A 16130-nucleotide genomic window follows, 5' to 3' on the forward strand; every position below is an offset into this window, starting at 1 on the left:
GGGTCCCGGACGGGGTGCGGGTCGAGCGCCTGCGCGGCATGACGGTCCACCACGGGCCGCCCGGCGGGAGCGTCGAGGTCGACGGCCTGCGCTGCCAACCGCTCGCCGCGGCCCTGCGGGAACTCGTCCGGGCGGCGGACCGGCTCACCGCCCTGACCTACGTGGACGCGGTGCTGAGCCGGCGGCCGGAGCTGCGGGGGACGCTCGACTGCCCCCGGGACCTGCTCGACCTCGCCCCCGGCGTCGGCTCGGCGGCGGTCTGCGCGCTGGTGCTGTCCCTGGTGGACGCGGGACTGCCCGTGCCGTGCGTCGAGCGGCACGGGCAGCGGGTGCACCTGGCTTGGCCCGCGCGGAAGGTCGCCGTCGTCTACGGCGGCGCGGCGACCCCGGCGCACGACTGGGTCGTCGTCCCGGCGGACGACGTGGACGTGCGCAACCCCCTCCGGCTCATCTCACGGCTGTCACGGCCCGATGCCCTGGCAAGGGCGGGTGCGCAGGTCGGCCACGTAGTCGTCCGGGGCGCCGGCGGCCTCGGCCGCGTCGGCGACCACGCCGATGTAGCGGGCCGACGGCAGGCCGCCCTCGTAGGCGTCCAGCACGTACAGCCACGCGGTGACCGACCCCTCCAGGGTCTGCACCCGGAGGCGGATCTTCTTGTAGAGGCCGAGCGCGCCCTCCCACCGGTCCAGGCGGGACTCGTCGCGGGGGCTCACGTCGTAGAGCACGCAGAAGACCTGGGCCTCCGGGTCCTCCACGATGGTGGCCAGCGCGCCCTCCCAGCCGAGGTCCTCGCCACCGAAGGTCAGACGCCAGCCGACGAGCCATCCGGTCCCCGCCATCGGCGAGTACGGGGCTCGCTCCATCATCTGGTTCGGATCCATGTTGGACCCGTACGCGGCATAGAGCGGCACGACGACAGCCTAGCGACCTCTCGATCACCCGGAAGCACCAGAAGACCGGACGACACGCCCCGGCACCCGACCGCGTACGGTAAACGCGCCGGAGGAGAACCCTGAGGAAGGACGTGTCGTGACCCGCATCGTCATCATGGGCGGTGGGCCCGCAGGTTACGAGGCGGCGCTGGTCGCGGCGCAGCACGGGGCCGATGTCACCATCGTGGAGCGCGAGGGCCTGGGTGGCGCGTGCGTGCTGTACGACTGCGTGCCGTCCAAGACGTTCATCGCCTCGGCCGGTGGTCGCAGCGCCTTCCGCAACGCCGGTGAGCTGGGCATCCGCACCTCCGACACGACCGCCGCGGTGGACCTGCCGGTCGTGCACGGCCGGGTGAAGGGCCTCGCGCTGGCCCAGTCTTCGGACGTTCGGGCGCGGTTGCAGCGCGAGGGCGTGCGGATCGTCAACGGCACCGCGAAGTTCTGCGACGACGCCCGGGGCCTCGCGCAGCACGAGGTCGTCGCCGAGCTGAAGGACGGCGGCACCGAGGTCCTGCCGGCCGACGTGGTGTTGATCGCCACCGGCGCCACCCCGCGCGTGTTGCCGGGGGCCGAGCCGGACGGCAAGCGCGTCCTGACCTGGCGGCAGATCTACGACCTGCCCGAGCTGCCCGAGCACCTCGCGGTCGTCGGCTCCGGTGTGACCGGCGTGGAGTTCGCCTCCGCCTACACCGAGCTGGGCGTGAAGGTGACCATGGTCTCCAGCCGCGACCGCGTGCTGCCGCACGAGGACGCCGACGCGGCCGTGGTGCTGGAGGACGTGTTCGCCGAACGCGGCACGGCCGTGGTGAAGCACGCCCGCGCGGACCGGGTCGAGAACGTCGGCGACCAGGTCCTGATTCACCTGGAAGACGGTCGCACGATCGAGGCCAGTCACGCTCTGATGACCGTCGGCTCGGTGCCCAACACGACCGACCTCGGCCTGGACAAGATTGGCATCGAACTCGGCCGCGGCGGCTACATCCCGGTGGACCGCGTGTCGCGGACGAACGTGCCCGGCGTGTACGCGGCGGGCGACTGCACGGGCGTGCTCCTGCTCGCGTCGGTGGCGGCGATGCAGGGCCGGATCGCGATGTGGCACGCGCTGGGCGAGGGCGTGAGCCCGATCAAGCTCAAGACGGTCGCGGCGAACGTCTTCACCAACCCGGAGATCGCGTCGGTCGGCATCAGCCAGCAGGCGATCGACTCGGGCGAGGTCCCGGCCCGCACCATCATGCTGCCGCTGGCCACCAACCCGCGCGCGAAGATGGAGGGCCTGCGGCGCGGTTTCGTGAAGCTGTTCTGCCGGCCCGCGACCGGCGTGGTGATCGGCGGCGTGGTGGTGGCGCCGAACGCGAGCGAGCTGATCCTGCCGATCGCGCTGGCGGTGCAGAACCAGCTGACGGTGGAGGACCTGGCGACGACGTTCTCGGTGTACCCGTCCCTGACGGGCTCGATCACCGAAGCCGGCCGCCAGCTGATGCGCCACGACGACCTGGACTGACCCGGCGAGGCGGCGGACCAAAAGAAGTCCGCCGCCCACCCGACACCGCGGCTCGCACCGCCCGCGCCCGAACGCCGCCGCCTCCCGCAGGTCAGCCGAGCGAGCGCCAGAAGTCGGTCTGGTGGCGAGCGGCGAAATCGACGAGCCGGTCGCCGTCGGGCGACAGCTCCAGCGCCAGTCGGCCGCGCTGCCAGCCCGGGTCGCCGGTGCGCGCGAACCGCGTCCAGTACTCGATCATCCGGTCGCCCAGTGCGCGTTGGGCCGGCGTCAGCGGCGCGTCGAAGCCCGTCGTGCGGAACAGGTATTGCAGTTCTGCCGTGTGGTACGCGCCGGTCGGGAAGGACGGGGGCGGGAAGGCGCTCATCCACGGTGCGGTCGGGTCGGCGAACTCGAAGGCGTACGTCGGGACGCGGCCCGCCAGTTGCCGGTGGAAGTCGATCGTCGGCCGGCCGAACACCGCGTCCGTCACCACCGCCGACCACGCCTCGCTCGGACTCGCCACCACCGGGTACCGCGCGAGCACCGCCGCCGCCCGCTCCGCCCCGACGAACCGCGCCACCCGCGCCTCGTACTCGGCCGACGTCAGCGGCGGCACGCCGAACGCCTCGTTCAGCCCGTCCGAGATCCGGTACTCGTCCCGCGTGATCCCGTGCAGCACCGGCACCCGCGCCACCCACCCCGCGACCGCCGGGTCCACCGGCAGGACACCGGTGCCGTGCGTCGGCGCGAACCACTCCGCGGTGCCGAGCAGCTCGGCCGCCGTCTTCCCGCGCAGGCACGCCACGTCCGCGCACCCCAACGCCTCCGCGTACCGCACGCCCTGCCGCTCGGCCGCCGCACGCGACCGCGGGAACCCCGGCGGCTCGGCCTCGGGCGTGCCGTCGGCGGCCGGCCAGTCGACCATGGTGCACGGCTCGCTCTGCACCACCGCCCGGTGGAACAGCCCCCGCGACGCGGGCGCGACCAGGTGCGCGCACACGCTCCGCGCCCCGGACGACTCGCCCGCGATGGTCACGTTCCCCGGGTCGCCGCCGAACGCCGCCGCGTTGCGCCGCACCCAGCGCAGCGCCGCCTGCTGGTCCGCGAGCCCGTAGTTGCCCGAACCCGGCAGCGCCGGGTGCGCCAGGAACCCGAACGCCCCCAGCCGGTAGTTCACCGTGACCACGACGACGTCCCCGCGCGCGGCCATCCGCTCCGCACCGTGGTCCGCGGCGGCTCCGAACTGGAACGCGCCACCGTGCAGCCACACCACCACCGGCTTGCCCCGGCCGGTCCGCGGCGCGGTGACGTTCAGGTACAGGCAGTCCTCGTGCTCGCTTCCCGCGCCGAACCCGGCGGCCTGGGCGCACGCGTTCCCGGGCCGGGTCGCGTCCCGGACGCCCGACCAGGCGCGCGGCGGCTCGGGCGGGGTCCAGCGCTCGGGTGGCGCCGCGTAAGGGATGCCCTGGAACACCCGGTGGTCGTCACCCACGACCCCGCGCACCGAACCGCTCGCCGTCGTCACCACATCGGGTGACGCTGCCGCCGGACTCGCCATCGACGCGAGTCCGACGGCGGCAAGGAGGCAGGCCAACGTCTTCCGCATGATGTTTCCCCCAGACACTTACGTGTCCACCGGACACTGATGTGTACGGTAGACACGGCGAGCAGGCCGGACAACACCGGTTCGGGCTAATGCTGTTTGGTCCGATCGGGTGGTGGTGTTTCATTCACCACCCCCACCCCGCAAGCGGGCGGATTCTGGCGACATGGCCAGACTCGGCGCGGGCGTCGTCCTCGCGGTGGCGCTCGCACTGACCGGCTGCTCCGCGCCCCCGACGGCGACCGAGCAGCCCCCAGCACCCACGACGACCCCGGCGACGACCCCGGCGACGACGCCCGCGGCACCGCCCGGTGACCGGGTCGAGCCCACCGAGGTCGTCATCCCGAAGATCGGCGCACGCTCCACGCTCGTCCCGTTGGGCCTCAACCCCGACGAGACGATCGAGGTGCCGCCGGTCGAGCAACCGATGCAAGCCGGGTGGTACACCCACGCGCGGGCGCCGGGCGAACCCGGTCCCGCGATCATCCTGGGCCACGTCGACGGCAACGCGCAGCCGGGCATCTTCCACCGCCTCAAGGAACTCTCGCCCGGCGACGCGATCGACGTGACCCGCGCCGACGGCACGACCGCCCGGTTCGCGGTCGTGCGGGTCGACCAGGTCCCCAAGGAGCGCTTCCCCACGGACGCGGTCTACGGGGACACACCCGACCCGGTGCTGCGCCTGATCACGTGCGGGGGCGTGTTCGACCGGTCCGCGCGCAGCTACCAGGACAACGTGATCGTCTACGCGAAGTTGAGATGAGGGGATCGAATGAGACCTGTCACGGCCTTGCTGGCCGCCCTCCTGTTAGCCACCACGACAACCGTCACCGCCGCCGCGGCCCAGCCGGCCGGTTTCCCCGGTGTGTCGTTCACCCTGTCGCCCCTGGAGGTCAAGGCCGGCGGCGTGATCAACGCGACCGCGCCCGCGCAGTCGTGCAACGCGAGCGAGATCGGCCCGGTGACCTCGCCCGGGTTCGCCGAGCCCATCGAGTGGGGCAAGTTCCCCGGCGGCCCGAGCGCCCAGGGCCAGGTGAGCGGCAACACGCGCGTCTCCAACACGCCCGGCACCTACACCGCGACCGTGAAGTGCCTGAACACACCGGACTCCGCGGAAGTCACCTTCACCATCGTGTCGCCGCGCGTGTTCGGCCTCATCCCGCTGGAAGTGGACCCCGGCGGCGAGATCACGGCCCGGATGCCGGAGACCAACGACTGCACCGGCCGGACCATCACCTCGCCCGGCTTCGTCGCGCCGCTGGAACTCCGGATGGAGCCCGGCAACTTCCCCGAGCTCGCGGGCAAGACCACGGTCGTGTCGACGCCCGGCACCTACCAGGCCGTGATGACCTGCCTCGGCGCCCCGTACGCGGTCGACTTCACCGTGCGCGGCACCCCGCCGCAGGACCCGCCGCAGACCCAGCCGAAGCAGCCCGTCAAGAAGCCCAAGGGCGCGCCGGAGACCGGCGGCGGCGCGACCGCCTGATGGCGAGGGGGATCACGATGAGACGTCTGACGGCCCTGGTGGCCGCACTCCTGGTGACCGCGTCACCCGTCGCCGCCGCCCAGGTCGACAACGGCGCGGAGTTCCAGCTCAGCCCGACCGAGGTCACCGCCGGCGGCCGGGTCACGGTCACCGCGTTCCCGTTCGTGTGCAGCTCCCACGGCGGCCCCGGCCCGGTCACCTCGCCCGGGTTCGTCGCGCCGATCCAGTGGGGCAGCGCGGAACCGGCCGCCGCCGGCCCGTCGATCACCGGCGTCGGCACCGCCATCGCCACGCCCGGCACCTACACCGCCACCCTCGAATGCCTCGACGGCCAGAGCAAGGCGGAGCGGACCTTCACCATCGTGGAGCCGCCGCCGGTGCGCGCGTTCGACCTGTACCCGCTGGAGGTCGAGCCCGGCGGGGAGATCAACGCGCGGATGTCCGTGGTGAACGACTGCCCGGAGGCGCGGACCATCACCTCGCCGGGGTTCGTCGCGCCGCTGACCCTCGAAATGGAGGGCGGCAACTTCCCCGAGCTGTTGGGCAAGACCACGGTCGTGTCCACACCGGGCACCTACCAGGCCGTGATGACCTGTCGGGACGGTCCGTTCTCCGTATCGTTCACCGTGCTGGGCACGCCACCGCGGGACCCGCCGCAGACCGAGCCGAAGCAGCCGGTGAAGAAGCCCAAGGGCGCGCCGGAGACCGGCGGCGGCGGGACGTCCTGAGCCCGTCGGGCGCTCGCGCAGCTCTTGAGGGGGGAACTGCGCGAGCGTCCACACCGGACGGTCACTCCACCCAGTCGAACGTCCGGGTCACCGCCTTCTTCCAGAAGTGGTACTGCCGTTCGCGGGTCTCCTCGTCCAGCGCCGGTTCCCACTGCTTGTCCTGGGCCCAGTTCGCGCGGATGTCGTCCTCGGACTCCCAGAACCCGACCGCCAGGCCCGCCGCGTAGGCCGCGCCCAGGGCGGTGGTCTCGTTGACCACCGGGCGGATCACGGGCACACCGAGGATGTCGGCCTGGAACTGCATGAGCAGTTCGTTGACCACCATGCCGCCGTCCACCTTCAGCGACGTCAGCGCCACGCCGGAGTCGGCGTTCATCGCGTCGATCACCTCGCGGGTCTGGAAGGCCGTCGCCTCCAGCACCGCCCGCGCCAGGTGGCCCTTGTTCACGAACCGGGTCAGGCCGACGATCGCGCCGCGCGCGTCCGACCGCCAGTACGGCGCGAACAGGCCCGAGAACGCGGGCACGAAGTACGCGCCGCCGTTGTCCTCGACGGTCCGGGCGTGCTGCTCGATCTCGGCGGCCGTGCCGATCATGCCGAGGTTGTCGCGCAGCCACTGCACCAGCGAGCCGGTCACCGCGATGGAGCCCTCCAGCGCGTAGACCGGAGCGGCGTCGCCGATCTTGTAGCAGACCGTGGTGAGCAGGCCGTTCTCGCTCATCACCTTGTCGTTCCCGGTGTTGAGCAGCACGAAGTTGCCGGTGCCGTAGGTGTTCTTGGCCTCGCCGGGGGACAGGCACGCCTGGCCGAACGTCGCCGCCTGCTGGTCGCCGAGGATGCCGGAGATCGGCACGCCCGCCAGCGCGCCGCGCTCCCGGACCTGGCCGTAGGTCTCCGACGACGAGCGGATCTCCGGCAGCATGGACAGCGGGATGCCCATGTCCGCGGCGATGCCCTCGTCCCAGCTCAGCGTGTCGAGGTCCATGAGCAGGGTGCGCGAGGCGTTGGTGGGGTCGGTGACGTGCACGCCGCCGTCCACCCCGCCGGTCATGTTCCACAGCACCCAGGTGTCCATGTTGCCGAAGAGCAGGTCGCCGGACTCGGCCTTCTCCCGGGCGCCCTCGACGTTGTCCAGGATCCAGCGGACCTTCGGGCCGGAGAAGTAGGTCGCGAGCGGCAGGCCGGTCTTGGCGCGGTAGCGCTCCTGCCCGCTCCGCCCGTCCTCTCGGCCCAGGCCCCCGAGGTCCTGGCAGATGCGGTCGGTGCGGGTGTCCTGCCAGACGATCGCGTTGTAGACGGGCTTGCCGGTGGTGCGGTCCCACACGACGGCCGTCTCCCGCTGGTTGGTGATGCCGACGGCGGCGATGTCGCCCGCGGTCAGGTCGGCCTTCGCCAGCGCGCCGGCGACGACCTGCCGGGTGTTGGTCCACACCTCCTCGGGGTTGTGCTCGACCCACCCGGCCCTGGGGAAGATCTGCTCGTGCTCCTTCTGGTCGACCGACACCACCCGGCCCGAGTGGTCGAACACCATGCACCGGGTCGACGTCGTGCCCTGGTCGATCGCTGCCACGTACTTGGTCATGCGTCGGGGTCCTTTCGGGGCGGGTCAGACCGGCAGGGCGAGGTAGAGCAGCGCCGCGAGGGCGCCGCCGACCAGCGGGCCGACGACGGGGATCCAGGAGTAGCCCCACTCGGCGCTGCCCTTGTCGCGGATGGGCAGGATCGCGTAGGCGATGCGGGGGCCGAGGTCGCGGGCGGGGTTGATGGCGTACCCGGTCGGGCCGCCGAGCGAGTTGCCGATGCCGATGACGACGAACGCGACGGCCGCGTAGCCCAGCGCGGAGTTGCCGAACTGCGGGACGCCGCCCTCCGCCTCCTTGGCGCCGGGGCTGAGCAGGATCCAGATGACCAGCACGAACGTGCCGATGATCTCGGTGACGAGGTTCCACGGCACGGTCGGGACGGTCGGTCCGGTGCAGAAGATGCCGCGGGTGTTGGGCAGGTCGTCGTGCGTGTCGAACTGCGCCTTGTACGCCGCCCAGGCGAGCACGGCGCCGAGGAACGCGCCGACCATCTCCCCCGCGAAGTAGACGGGCACCTTGGACCACTCGACCTTGTCCGAGATGGCGAGTCCGAGGGTGACGGCCGGGTTGAGGTGCGCACCGCTGGGAGCGGCCACGCTGGCGCCCGCGAACACCGCGAAACCCCAGCCGAAGTTGATCAGGAGCCATCCGCCGCCGTTGCCGAGGGTGTTCTTGAGGACAACGTTGGCGACGACACCCGCGCCGAGCAGGATCAGGATCGCGGTGCCGAGGGTCTCCCAGACGAAGATCGAGCCGTTGCTCATCCGCCGACCTCCTTGCGTTGGCAGGGGACAGCGCTCGTGCCCGGGGTCCGGCGGCGCTGCCCACCCACGATGTTCGTTGACGCTAGTTCGGTTGCCGATCAGTTGTCTACGGTGGCGTACCGGCGGGTAACGTGGTCAAGTCAAGTCCTTGGTCCCGACCAGCCGTCAGTATCAGGGAGGCGTTGCCCAGTGGCCACGCGCGAGACGCCCGCCGGCGCCGACGACCCCGGTCGCCTCGGCCCGCGGGAGCGGGAGACGGCCTGGCGGCGGCTGGGGTCCGAGACGTTCGACCTGGTGGTCGTCGGCGGTGGCGTGGTCGGCGTCGGGGCCGCGCTGGACGCCGCGACCCGGGGCCTGCGCGTCGCCCTGGTGGAGGCGCGCGACCTGGCGTCCGGCACGTCGAGCCGGTCCTCGAAGCTGTTCCACGGCGGCCTGCGCTACCTGGAACAACTGGAGTTCGGCCTGGTCCGCGAGGCCCTGCGGGAACGCGAGCTGATGCTCACCCGCATCGCGCCGCACCTGGTCAAGCCGGTGAGCTTCCTGTACCCGCTCACGCACCGGGTGTGGGAGCGGCCTTACACGGCGGCGGGGCTGCTCATGTACGACACCATGGGCGGCGCGCGGTCTGTGCCGGGGCAGAAGCACCTCACCCGAGCGGGTGCTTTGCGCATGGTGCCGGCGTTGAAGCGCGACGCCCTGGTCGGCGGCATCCGCTACTACGACGCGCAGGCCGACGACGCCCGGCACACCATGATGGTCGGCCGGACCGCCGCCCACTACGGCGCCGTCGTGCGGACGTCCACGCAGGTCGTGGCGTTCCTGCGGGAGGCGGACCGGGTGTCCGGCGTGCGCGTGCGGGACGTGGAGGACGGGCGCGAGACGGACGTGCGGGCGCACGCGGTGATCAACGCGACCGGCGTGTGGACCGACGAGCTGCAGCGCCTGTCCGGGTCGCGCGGGCGGTTCCGGGTGCGGGCGTCCAAGGGCGTGCACATCGTGGTGCCGCGCGACCGGATCGTCTCCGAGTCGGGGTTGATCCTGCGCACGGAGAAGTCGGTCCTGTTCGTGATCCCGTGGCGCAACCACTGGATCGTGGGCACGACGGACACGGACTGGAACCTGGACCTGGCCCACCCGGCGGCCACGAAGAACGACATCGACTACATCCTCGACCACGTGAACTCGGTGCTGGCCACGCCGTTGACGCACGACGACATCGAGGGCGTCTACGCGGGCTTGCGGCCGTTGCTGGCGGGGGAGAGCGAGTCCACGTCGAAGCTGTCCCGCGAGCACGCGGTGGCGCGGGTCGCGCCGGGGCTGGTGGCCATCGCGGGCGGGAAGTACACGACCTACCGGGTGATGGGCGCGGACGCCGTGGACGCGGCGGCGGTGGACCTGCCGGGGCGGATCCAGCCGTCCATCACGGACAAGGTGCCGTTGGCGGGCGCGGACGGGTACCACGCCCTGGTGAACCAGGCCGACCAGCTCGCGGGGCGGTACGGGCTGCACCCGTACCGGGTCCGGCACCTGCTGGACCGGTACGGGTCGCTGGTGCACCAGGTGCTGGGCGCCGCGGCGGCGGAGCTGCTCAAGCCCGTGCCACACGCGCCGGACTACCTGCAGGTGGAGGTCGTGTACGCGGCTTCGCACGAAGGCGCGCTCCACCTGGAGGACGTGCTGACGCGGCGGACCCGCATCTCGATCGAGTACCCGCACCGGGGCGTGGACTGCGCGGAGGTCGTGGCGCGGCTGATGGCCCGGGTGCACGGGTGGGACGACGCGCGGATCGCGCGGGAGGTCGAGGTCTACACGGCCCGGGTCGAGGCGGAACGGGCCTCGCAGACCGAGCCGGACGACCAGGCGGCGGACGCCGTCCGCTCGGCCGCTCCCGAGGCGCGGCCCCAGATCACCGAACCGGTGAGCTGAGCCCCGTCGGACCCGGTCGGGTGGGGGTGCGGTGTCCCGGTGGGTGGGCGTGGCACGATCGGGCCCGTGGCCACCGATCTTGAGCTCGCCCTGCGCCTCGCCGACGCCGCCGACGCGATCACCACCGCCCGGTTCCGGGCCCGGGACCTCGTCGTGGAGCGGAAGCCCGATCGGACGCCCGTGACCGACGCGGACGTCGCCGTCGAGGACGCCATCCGCGAGCTGCTCGCCGCCACCGGGGACGACGTCGCCGGCGAGGAGCGCGGCGGGGTGGTCGGGGCCGGGCGCACCTGGGTCGTCGACCCGATCGACGGCACCAAGAACTTCCTGCGCGGCGTCCCGGTGTGGGCGACGCTCATCGCGTTGGTGGTGGACGGGGTCCCGCGGGTCGGGGTGGTCAGCGCGCCCGCCCTGGGGCGGCGGTGGTGGGCCGCGACCGGGCAGGGGGCGTTCACGCGGGACGCGACCGGCGAGCGGCGGATCAGCGTGTCGGCGGTGCGGGACCTGGCGGACGCGTACCTGTCGACCACCCACCTCGGGTCGTGGGTCGAGCACCACTCCCGCGAGGCCTACCTGCGGCTCGTGGACGCCTGTTGGGAGAACCGGGCGTTCGGCGACTTCTGGCAGCACTGCCTGGTCGCCGAAGGGGCCATCGACGTGGCCGCCGAGGCGATCGTGAACCCGTGGGACGTCGCGCCGTTCCAGGTGCTGGTCCGGGAAGCCGGTGGGCGGTTCAGCGACCTGGCCGGGGTGGACCGGTTCGACGGCGGCAACGTGCTGTCCACCAACGGGCACCTGCACGACGCGGCCCTGGACGCGCTGCGCCGCGACTAGCGCCTCAGGAGTGGCCGAGGGCCTGCTCGTCCTCGTCGGAGTCGTAGGACCGCCTGGCGCGGGGGCGGTAGTCCGCCTCCGGGAAGACCCACTTCTTGTAGCTGTACCAGCGGAACGCCATCGCCACCGCGGTCCCGAGGATCTGGGCGCTGGTGAAGTCGGCGATCTCCTCGACCAGCCGGCTGACGTTGGGCTCCTGGAGGTGCAGCAGGTAGCGCGACACCCACAGCGGCACCGAGTTGATGCCGATGGCCAGGCCGTTGACCAGGAAGAACAGCGCGGCCTCGTGGTGGCGCTCCCGGCCGCCGCGGGTGCGGAAGCTCCACTCCCGGTTCAGCACGTAGGAGACGATCGTGGCCACCAGGGTCGCGACGATCTTCGCGGTCACCGGTTTCTCGGTGAGCACGGTGGTCTTCAGGCCGAGGAAGATCGCCGTGTCGATGATGAAGCAGGTGCCACCGACAAGGGCGAACTTCAGCAGCTCTCGGTGCCGCAGGGCGATCTTGCGCAGCGGCTCGGGCAGGCGGCGGACGACGCTCTCGACAACGGACACTCAAGGCAGTGTACGGAGAACGGGTGAAAGCGCAGTTCAGGCCGCTGCGGGGTGGGTCAGGCCACTTCGCGCTCGTCGTCGTCGGAGACCACGCGCAGCGTGCGGACCTCGGGGCGCGCGCCGGCCTCCGGGAAGACGACCTTGCGCATCGCCCAGAACTTGAAGGCCGTCGCCGCGAGCATGCCGATCACCGAGCCGCTGAGGAAGTCGGCGACCTCGCTGTGCAGGTCGAGCACGTGCCGCGACAGGTACAGGGGCGCGAGGTTCACCGCGATGCCCAGGCCGCTGACGATGAAGAACAGCGCGGCCTCGTGGTGGCGCTCCCGGCCACCCCGGGTGTGGAAGGACCACTCGCGGCTGAGCACGTAGGACGAGATCACCGCCACCAGCACGGCGATCGCCTTGGCCGTGACCACCTTGTCCTGCAAGACGGTCAGCTTCAGGGCGTACCAGATGCCGTTGTCGATGACGAACGTCGTGCCGCCGACGACGGCGAATCTGATCAGCTCGCGGTGCTTGTTGATCAGGAAGCGGACCGGTTCCGGGAGCCGGTTGAAGGCCCTGCGCACGAATGGCAGCACCCGGGCAGCCTACCCACGTCCGTCTCGAAGCGATCACGAAGGGGTGCGGCAGAGATCCGGTAGCAGGTCACGCAGCCCCGGGGGCAGCCACGGCTGACACGGCGGGTCGACGCGGCCGGGCGGGTCCTGGCGGCCCGGCGGGTCCTCGCGGCCGGGTGGGTCCTCGCGGCTCGGCGGGGTCGTCGGGTCGGTGGTGCGCGGCGTGCCCGGCGTGCTCGTCCCGCCCGGGTCCGCGGGCGTGGCCGGCGGGGTGGGCAGCGGCAGCGTGGGCAGCGACGGGAGCGTCGGTTGCTCGGCCGGCTTGGTCGGGTCGGTGGTCACCGGGGGCTTGGTCGGCTCGGGGGTGGTGACCGGCGGCTCGACCACGGGCGGCTCTGGGACGGTGCCCTCGCCGTCGCCGGGGTGCAGGTGGACGGGGACCGAGACGCTCTTGGTCGCCGTGCCCAGGGTGGCGGTCACGGTGACGTTCCCGCCCCGGTACGGCAGCCCAAAGGCCCACACCGACAGCCGGAACGACTCGCCCCGCTTGAGCGGCTGCTCGCAGGTGACCAGGTGGTCGCTCTGCGCGCAGTCCGGCCGCATGGCCACCACGTGCACGTTCTCGTCCGACTCGACCACCAGGCGCAACGTCCGCGCGCTGCCGCCGGTGTTGGTGGCCCGGATGTCGATGCGCGGGTCCCAGTACCCGTGGTGCCACTTGTGCACGGCCAGGTCGAGGTCGTCGTCGGCGGGCTGCACGGCCACGTCCACCCGGACGGCCACGGACATCGCCGTGCCGGCGCTGATCGTGCCGGTGATCACGGCGGTGCCGCCCTCGTAGTCCCGGTCCACCTTGAGGCGGAAGACGAACGTCGCCGTGCCGCCGGGCGCGATGCCGCGGTCCGTGGCGCACCGGATCTCGCCGCGGCCCGCGGGGCAGCCCACCGTCTGGTCGGGCGCGCCGTCGAGCTGGACCAGGCGCTGGCCGGTGAACGAGTTGCCGGGGCCGACCGCCTGCACGCCCGGCGGCAGCACGAGCGCGGCGCTCGCGGGCTCGGACGCGGTCTCGCCGGTGTTGCGGACCGTGATCGGCAGCGCGACCGGTGGCTCGCTGGGCCGGAGGGTGAACCCGCTGGGCACCGTCGGCACCAGGGTGGGCGGTGTCGGCTGGGGCTGCGGCTCGGGCTCCGGGGCCGGCGTGGGCGCCGGAGTGGGCGCGGGCGCGGGTGCCGGGGTGGGTTCCGGCGTCGGGGTCGGCTCGGGCGTCGGTTCGGGGGTGGGTTCCGGGGTCGGCGCGGGCGACTCGGCGGCCGGGGGCGGCGGCAGCTGCGGAGGCTGCGCCGGCTGGCTGGACGCCGGGGGCGGCGGCACGACCTGGGCGGCCGGCACCTGCTGCTCGCCACCGGACGCGAGACCGATCACCACGGCCACCGCGAGCGCCGCGACCGACGCCGCCGTGCCGAAGACCTGGCGGGGCGCGGACGTGGCGGCCGTCGCGGCCCCACCGGCGCCCGCGCCCACCGCGACCGCGGTCGCGGCCTTGGCGGTGGTTGCGGTCGCGGCCAGGTAGCCCGCCGCGCCGACACCGAGCACCAGCGGCGCGACGAACGCGCGCAGCGCCCCGTTGACGTCGGCCAGCTCGGCGGCCAGCGAGCGGCAGTCGGCGCACTCGTCCAGGTGCGCCTCGACCTGGGTGGTCTCGCGCTTGGACAGGCCGCCGCGGGTCCACGCGCCGAGGCGGTCGACCGTGGCGCGGCAGCGCTCGGCGGAGGTCTCGGCGAGGTGCACCTGGAGGTAGGCCTGGCGCAGGCCCTCGCGGGCCCGGTAGGCCAGCGCGGACACGCCGTTGGCGGTCAGCCCCAGGAGCGGGGCGACCTCGGCGGGTGTCTGGCCCTCGATCTCGGTGTGCCACAGCACGGTCTGCCACCGCTCGGGCAGCCGGGCGAACGCCTTCGCGGCCAGCGACCGCTCCAGCCCGGCGACCGCGGTGTCCCGGAACGGCACGGCGGTCTGCTCGGGGGCGACCTCGGAGACGTCCTCGGCGAGGTCCACCTTCTTGTCCCGCCGGGTCTTGTCGTAGGCGGTGTGCCGCAGCGCGGTGAGCAGGTAGGCGCGGAACGCCGAGTCCGGGCCCCGGCCGCCCTGCAAGGTCTCCAGGACCTTGGCGAAGGCGTCGGAGACCAGGTCGTCGGCCTCGGCGGACGAGCGGGTGAGCTGGCGGGCCAGGTTGTAGGCCGCGCTCACGTGGCGCTCGTAGAGCTGCCCGTAGGCGTCGATCGCCCCGCCGCGCACGGAGTCGATCAGCTCCGCGTCGCTCGGTCCCTGGACTTCAGCAGGAACGGTCGCCACGTGTTTTCCCTCCTCGCGCGCCCAGTGTGACCTACCGCATCGACGCCAGTCACGTCGAACCCCCCAACTGGGCACCCGGACCGCCGTCATGGCTGGGCCCCGGCGACGTCCCGTACTCGAATCCCCAGGTCGAGGAGGCATCCGGGTGGGTGTGCGGGAAGCAGCCAAAGGTGGCGCCGAGCGGTGGTCCGACGCGCGGCGCTCCGGCTCCGGCGACGAGGCGCGTGCCCTGAGATCCAGGTGGCGCACCGCGTCGATGGCGGCGGGGTGGGCCTACCCGGCCGACTGGCCGTTGGCCGAGGTGGACGAGGTGTGCGCGGCGGTGCTCGGTCCGGCCGATCCCGGGTCCGCGCTGTACCGGCTGGGCAGCGCCCGGGCGGAGGCGGGCGCGGGCCTGGCGGAGACGTTGCTGGACCTGGCCGCGCTGCACGCGGTGCTGGCCGAGCCGCCGGGGTCCACCGGCATCGTGTCGCCGAACGTGGACGCCATCCCGGCCCGCATGCTGCGCGCCACCGCGCTGGGCTGGGGCGACGTGATGTCGCGGCAGGCGTCCAACTGCGCGGCGGACAACCCGTTGACCGGCCTGGCGACCGCGGCGTACCTGCGGACCCGGTTGCGGGAGGTGTACGCGGAGAACCGGGCGTCCGGGCGGGACGACCACGTGCTGGTGCTGGTGCGCCTGGACCTGAGCCGCACGTCGGGCTGGTCGCGGGTGGTGGCGATGACGCTGCTGGCCGACGCGCTGCGCGAGGTGTTCGACGCGGGCGAGACGATCGCGTCCGTCGGCCCGTCCCTGGCGGCGGTGCTGCTCAAGCGCGACGAGCACCTGCACCGGGCCCTGGTGAACCTCCGCATCCTGACCGCGGACCGCCTGTCGGTGGACCCGCACGTGGCCCCGAGCGGCCCGGCCGAGGTCTGGCTGGAACCGCTGCCGAGCACGTACGAGGAGGCGTCCGACCTGCTCGCGACCCTGGGCCGCTGACCGGACCCGGGCGCTGCCGCGGACCCCTGTCCAGCGCCCGCCAACGATCCCCCTCCCCACCCGCCAGGCCCGTGCCGCCAGCCCCTCGGCGGCACGGGCCTGGCCCTTTTCCCGGCCGCGACGCTCGCCGGCCGCGACGCTCGCCGGCCGCGACGCTCGCCGGCTGCCTGCCCGGCGCGCTGCCTGCCCGGCGCGATGCCCGCCCAGCCGCGATGCCCGCCCAGCCGCGATGCCCGCCAGTCGCGATGCCCGCCAGTCGCGATGCCCGCCAGTCGCGATGCCCGCCAGTCGCGCGTGCCGGCCGTGGGGCGTGCCGGCCGGCGGGTGTGTGCCGGTGGCTGCGGCCTCGG

Annotated in this window: 14 protein-coding genes; 7 read left to right on the forward strand and 7 right to left on the reverse strand. The window is 73.1% G+C overall.

Features of this window, described 5'->3' with window-relative positions; genetic code table 11:
* Window positions 1-461: 461 nt before the first annotated feature.
* The gene (locus tag AB0A74_RS24510; protein WP_343935914.1) at window positions 462-911 is read right to left on the reverse strand and encodes a gamma-glutamylcyclotransferase family protein; all 450 of its coding nucleotides are present in this window, start codon (window positions 909-911) and stop codon (window positions 462-464) included.
* Window positions 912-1029: 118 nt separating this feature from the next.
* On the opposite strand from AB0A74_RS24510, the gene AB0A74_RS24515 reads away from it, so the two are divergent.
* Window positions 1030-2433: an NAD(P)H-quinone dehydrogenase gene (locus AB0A74_RS24515; RefSeq protein WP_358252844.1), complete on the forward strand. Its 1404-nt coding sequence runs from the start codon at window positions 1030-1032 to the stop codon at window positions 2431-2433.
* A 91-nt stretch (window positions 2434-2524) separates the two neighbouring features.
* On the opposite strand, the gene AB0A74_RS24520 is transcribed toward AB0A74_RS24515, so the two are convergent.
* Window positions 2525-4018 carry a carboxylesterase family protein gene (locus AB0A74_RS24520; protein WP_358252846.1) on the reverse strand — a complete coding sequence of 498 codons (1494 nt, stop codon included), beginning with the start codon at window positions 4016-4018 and terminating at the stop codon, window positions 2525-2527.
* 163 nt (window positions 4019-4181) lie between these two features.
* On the opposite strand from AB0A74_RS24520, the gene AB0A74_RS24525 reads away from it, so the two are divergent.
* The 3 genes from AB0A74_RS24525 to AB0A74_RS24535 are packed head-to-tail and all read left to right on the forward strand — an operon-like array spanning window position 4182 to window position 6229.
* Window positions 4182-4778, forward strand: coding sequence for a class F sortase (locus tag AB0A74_RS24525; RefSeq protein ID WP_358252848.1), 597 nt, complete (start codon window positions 4182-4184; stop codon window positions 4776-4778).
* Window positions 4779-4787: 9 nt separating this feature from the next.
* Window positions 4788-5501, forward strand: coding sequence for a hypothetical protein (locus AB0A74_RS24530; protein WP_358252849.1), 714 nt, complete (start codon window positions 4788-4790; stop codon window positions 5499-5501).
* 17 nt (window positions 5502-5518) lie between these two features.
* The gene (locus AB0A74_RS24535; RefSeq protein WP_358252851.1) at window positions 5519-6229 is read left to right on the forward strand and encodes a hypothetical protein; all 711 of its coding nucleotides are present in this window, start codon (window positions 5519-5521) and stop codon (window positions 6227-6229) included.
* 61 nt (window positions 6230-6290) lie between these two features.
* Here AB0A74_RS24535 and glpK read toward each other — a convergent pair whose 3' ends face one another.
* Both glpK and AB0A74_RS24545 read right to left on the reverse strand, forming a co-directional pair.
* Window positions 6291-7811 carry a glycerol kinase GlpK gene (gene glpK, locus AB0A74_RS24540; RefSeq protein ID WP_358252852.1) on the reverse strand — a complete coding sequence of 507 codons (1521 nt, stop codon included), beginning with the start codon at window positions 7809-7811 and terminating at the stop codon, window positions 6291-6293.
* Between the two features lie 24 nt (window positions 7812-7835).
* On the reverse strand, window positions 7836-8576 hold the full coding sequence (locus tag AB0A74_RS24545; protein ID WP_358252853.1) for an MIP/aquaporin family protein: 741 nt from the start codon (window positions 8574-8576) through the stop codon (window positions 7836-7838).
* A gap of 189 nt (window positions 8577-8765) precedes the next feature.
* Here AB0A74_RS24545 and glpD point away from each other — a divergent pair, with 189 nt between their 5' ends.
* Window positions 8766-10502, forward strand: a complete 1737-nt coding sequence (glpD, locus tag AB0A74_RS24550) for a glycerol-3-phosphate dehydrogenase (protein WP_358252854.1) — start codon at window positions 8766-8768, stop codon at window positions 10500-10502.
* Window positions 10503-10568: 66 nt separating this feature from the next.
* Entirely contained in the window at window positions 10569-11336 is a 768-nt protein-coding gene (hisN, locus tag AB0A74_RS24555; protein WP_358252856.1) for a histidinol-phosphatase, read from the forward strand.
* Window positions 11337-11340: 4 nt separating this feature from the next.
* Here the strand turns inward: hisN and AB0A74_RS24560 are convergent, their stop codons facing one another.
* Genes AB0A74_RS24560 through AB0A74_RS24570 form a run of 3 tightly spaced genes read right to left on the reverse strand, consistent with a single transcriptional unit; the run spans window position 11341 to window position 14798 of the window.
* Window positions 11341-11889 carry a GtrA family protein gene (locus AB0A74_RS24560; RefSeq protein WP_358252857.1) on the reverse strand — a complete coding sequence of 183 codons (549 nt, stop codon included), beginning with the start codon at window positions 11887-11889 and terminating at the stop codon, window positions 11341-11343.
* Window positions 11890-11945: 56 nt separating this feature from the next.
* Window positions 11946-12467: a GtrA family protein gene (locus AB0A74_RS24565; protein WP_358252890.1), complete on the reverse strand. Its 522-nt coding sequence runs from the start codon at window positions 12465-12467 to the stop codon at window positions 11946-11948.
* Between the two features lie 36 nt (window positions 12468-12503).
* A complete protein-coding gene (locus AB0A74_RS24570; protein ID WP_358252859.1) occupies window positions 12504-14798 on the reverse strand; it encodes a sigma-70 family RNA polymerase sigma factor in 2295 nt (764 codons plus the stop codon).
* A 145-nt stretch (window positions 14799-14943) separates the two neighbouring features.
* Here AB0A74_RS24570 and AB0A74_RS24575 point away from each other — a divergent pair, with 145 nt between their 5' ends.
* Window positions 14944-15780 carry a GGDEF domain-containing protein gene (locus AB0A74_RS24575; protein WP_358252860.1) on the forward strand — a complete coding sequence of 279 codons (837 nt, stop codon included), beginning with the start codon at window positions 14944-14946 and terminating at the stop codon, window positions 15778-15780.
* Window positions 15781-16130 lie beyond the last annotated feature (350 nt).

This window comes from Saccharothrix sp. NPDC042600 (genome assembly GCF_040647305.1).
Classification (GTDB): Bacteria; Actinomycetota; Actinomycetes; order Mycobacteriales; family Pseudonocardiaceae; genus Actinosynnema; species Actinosynnema mutabilis.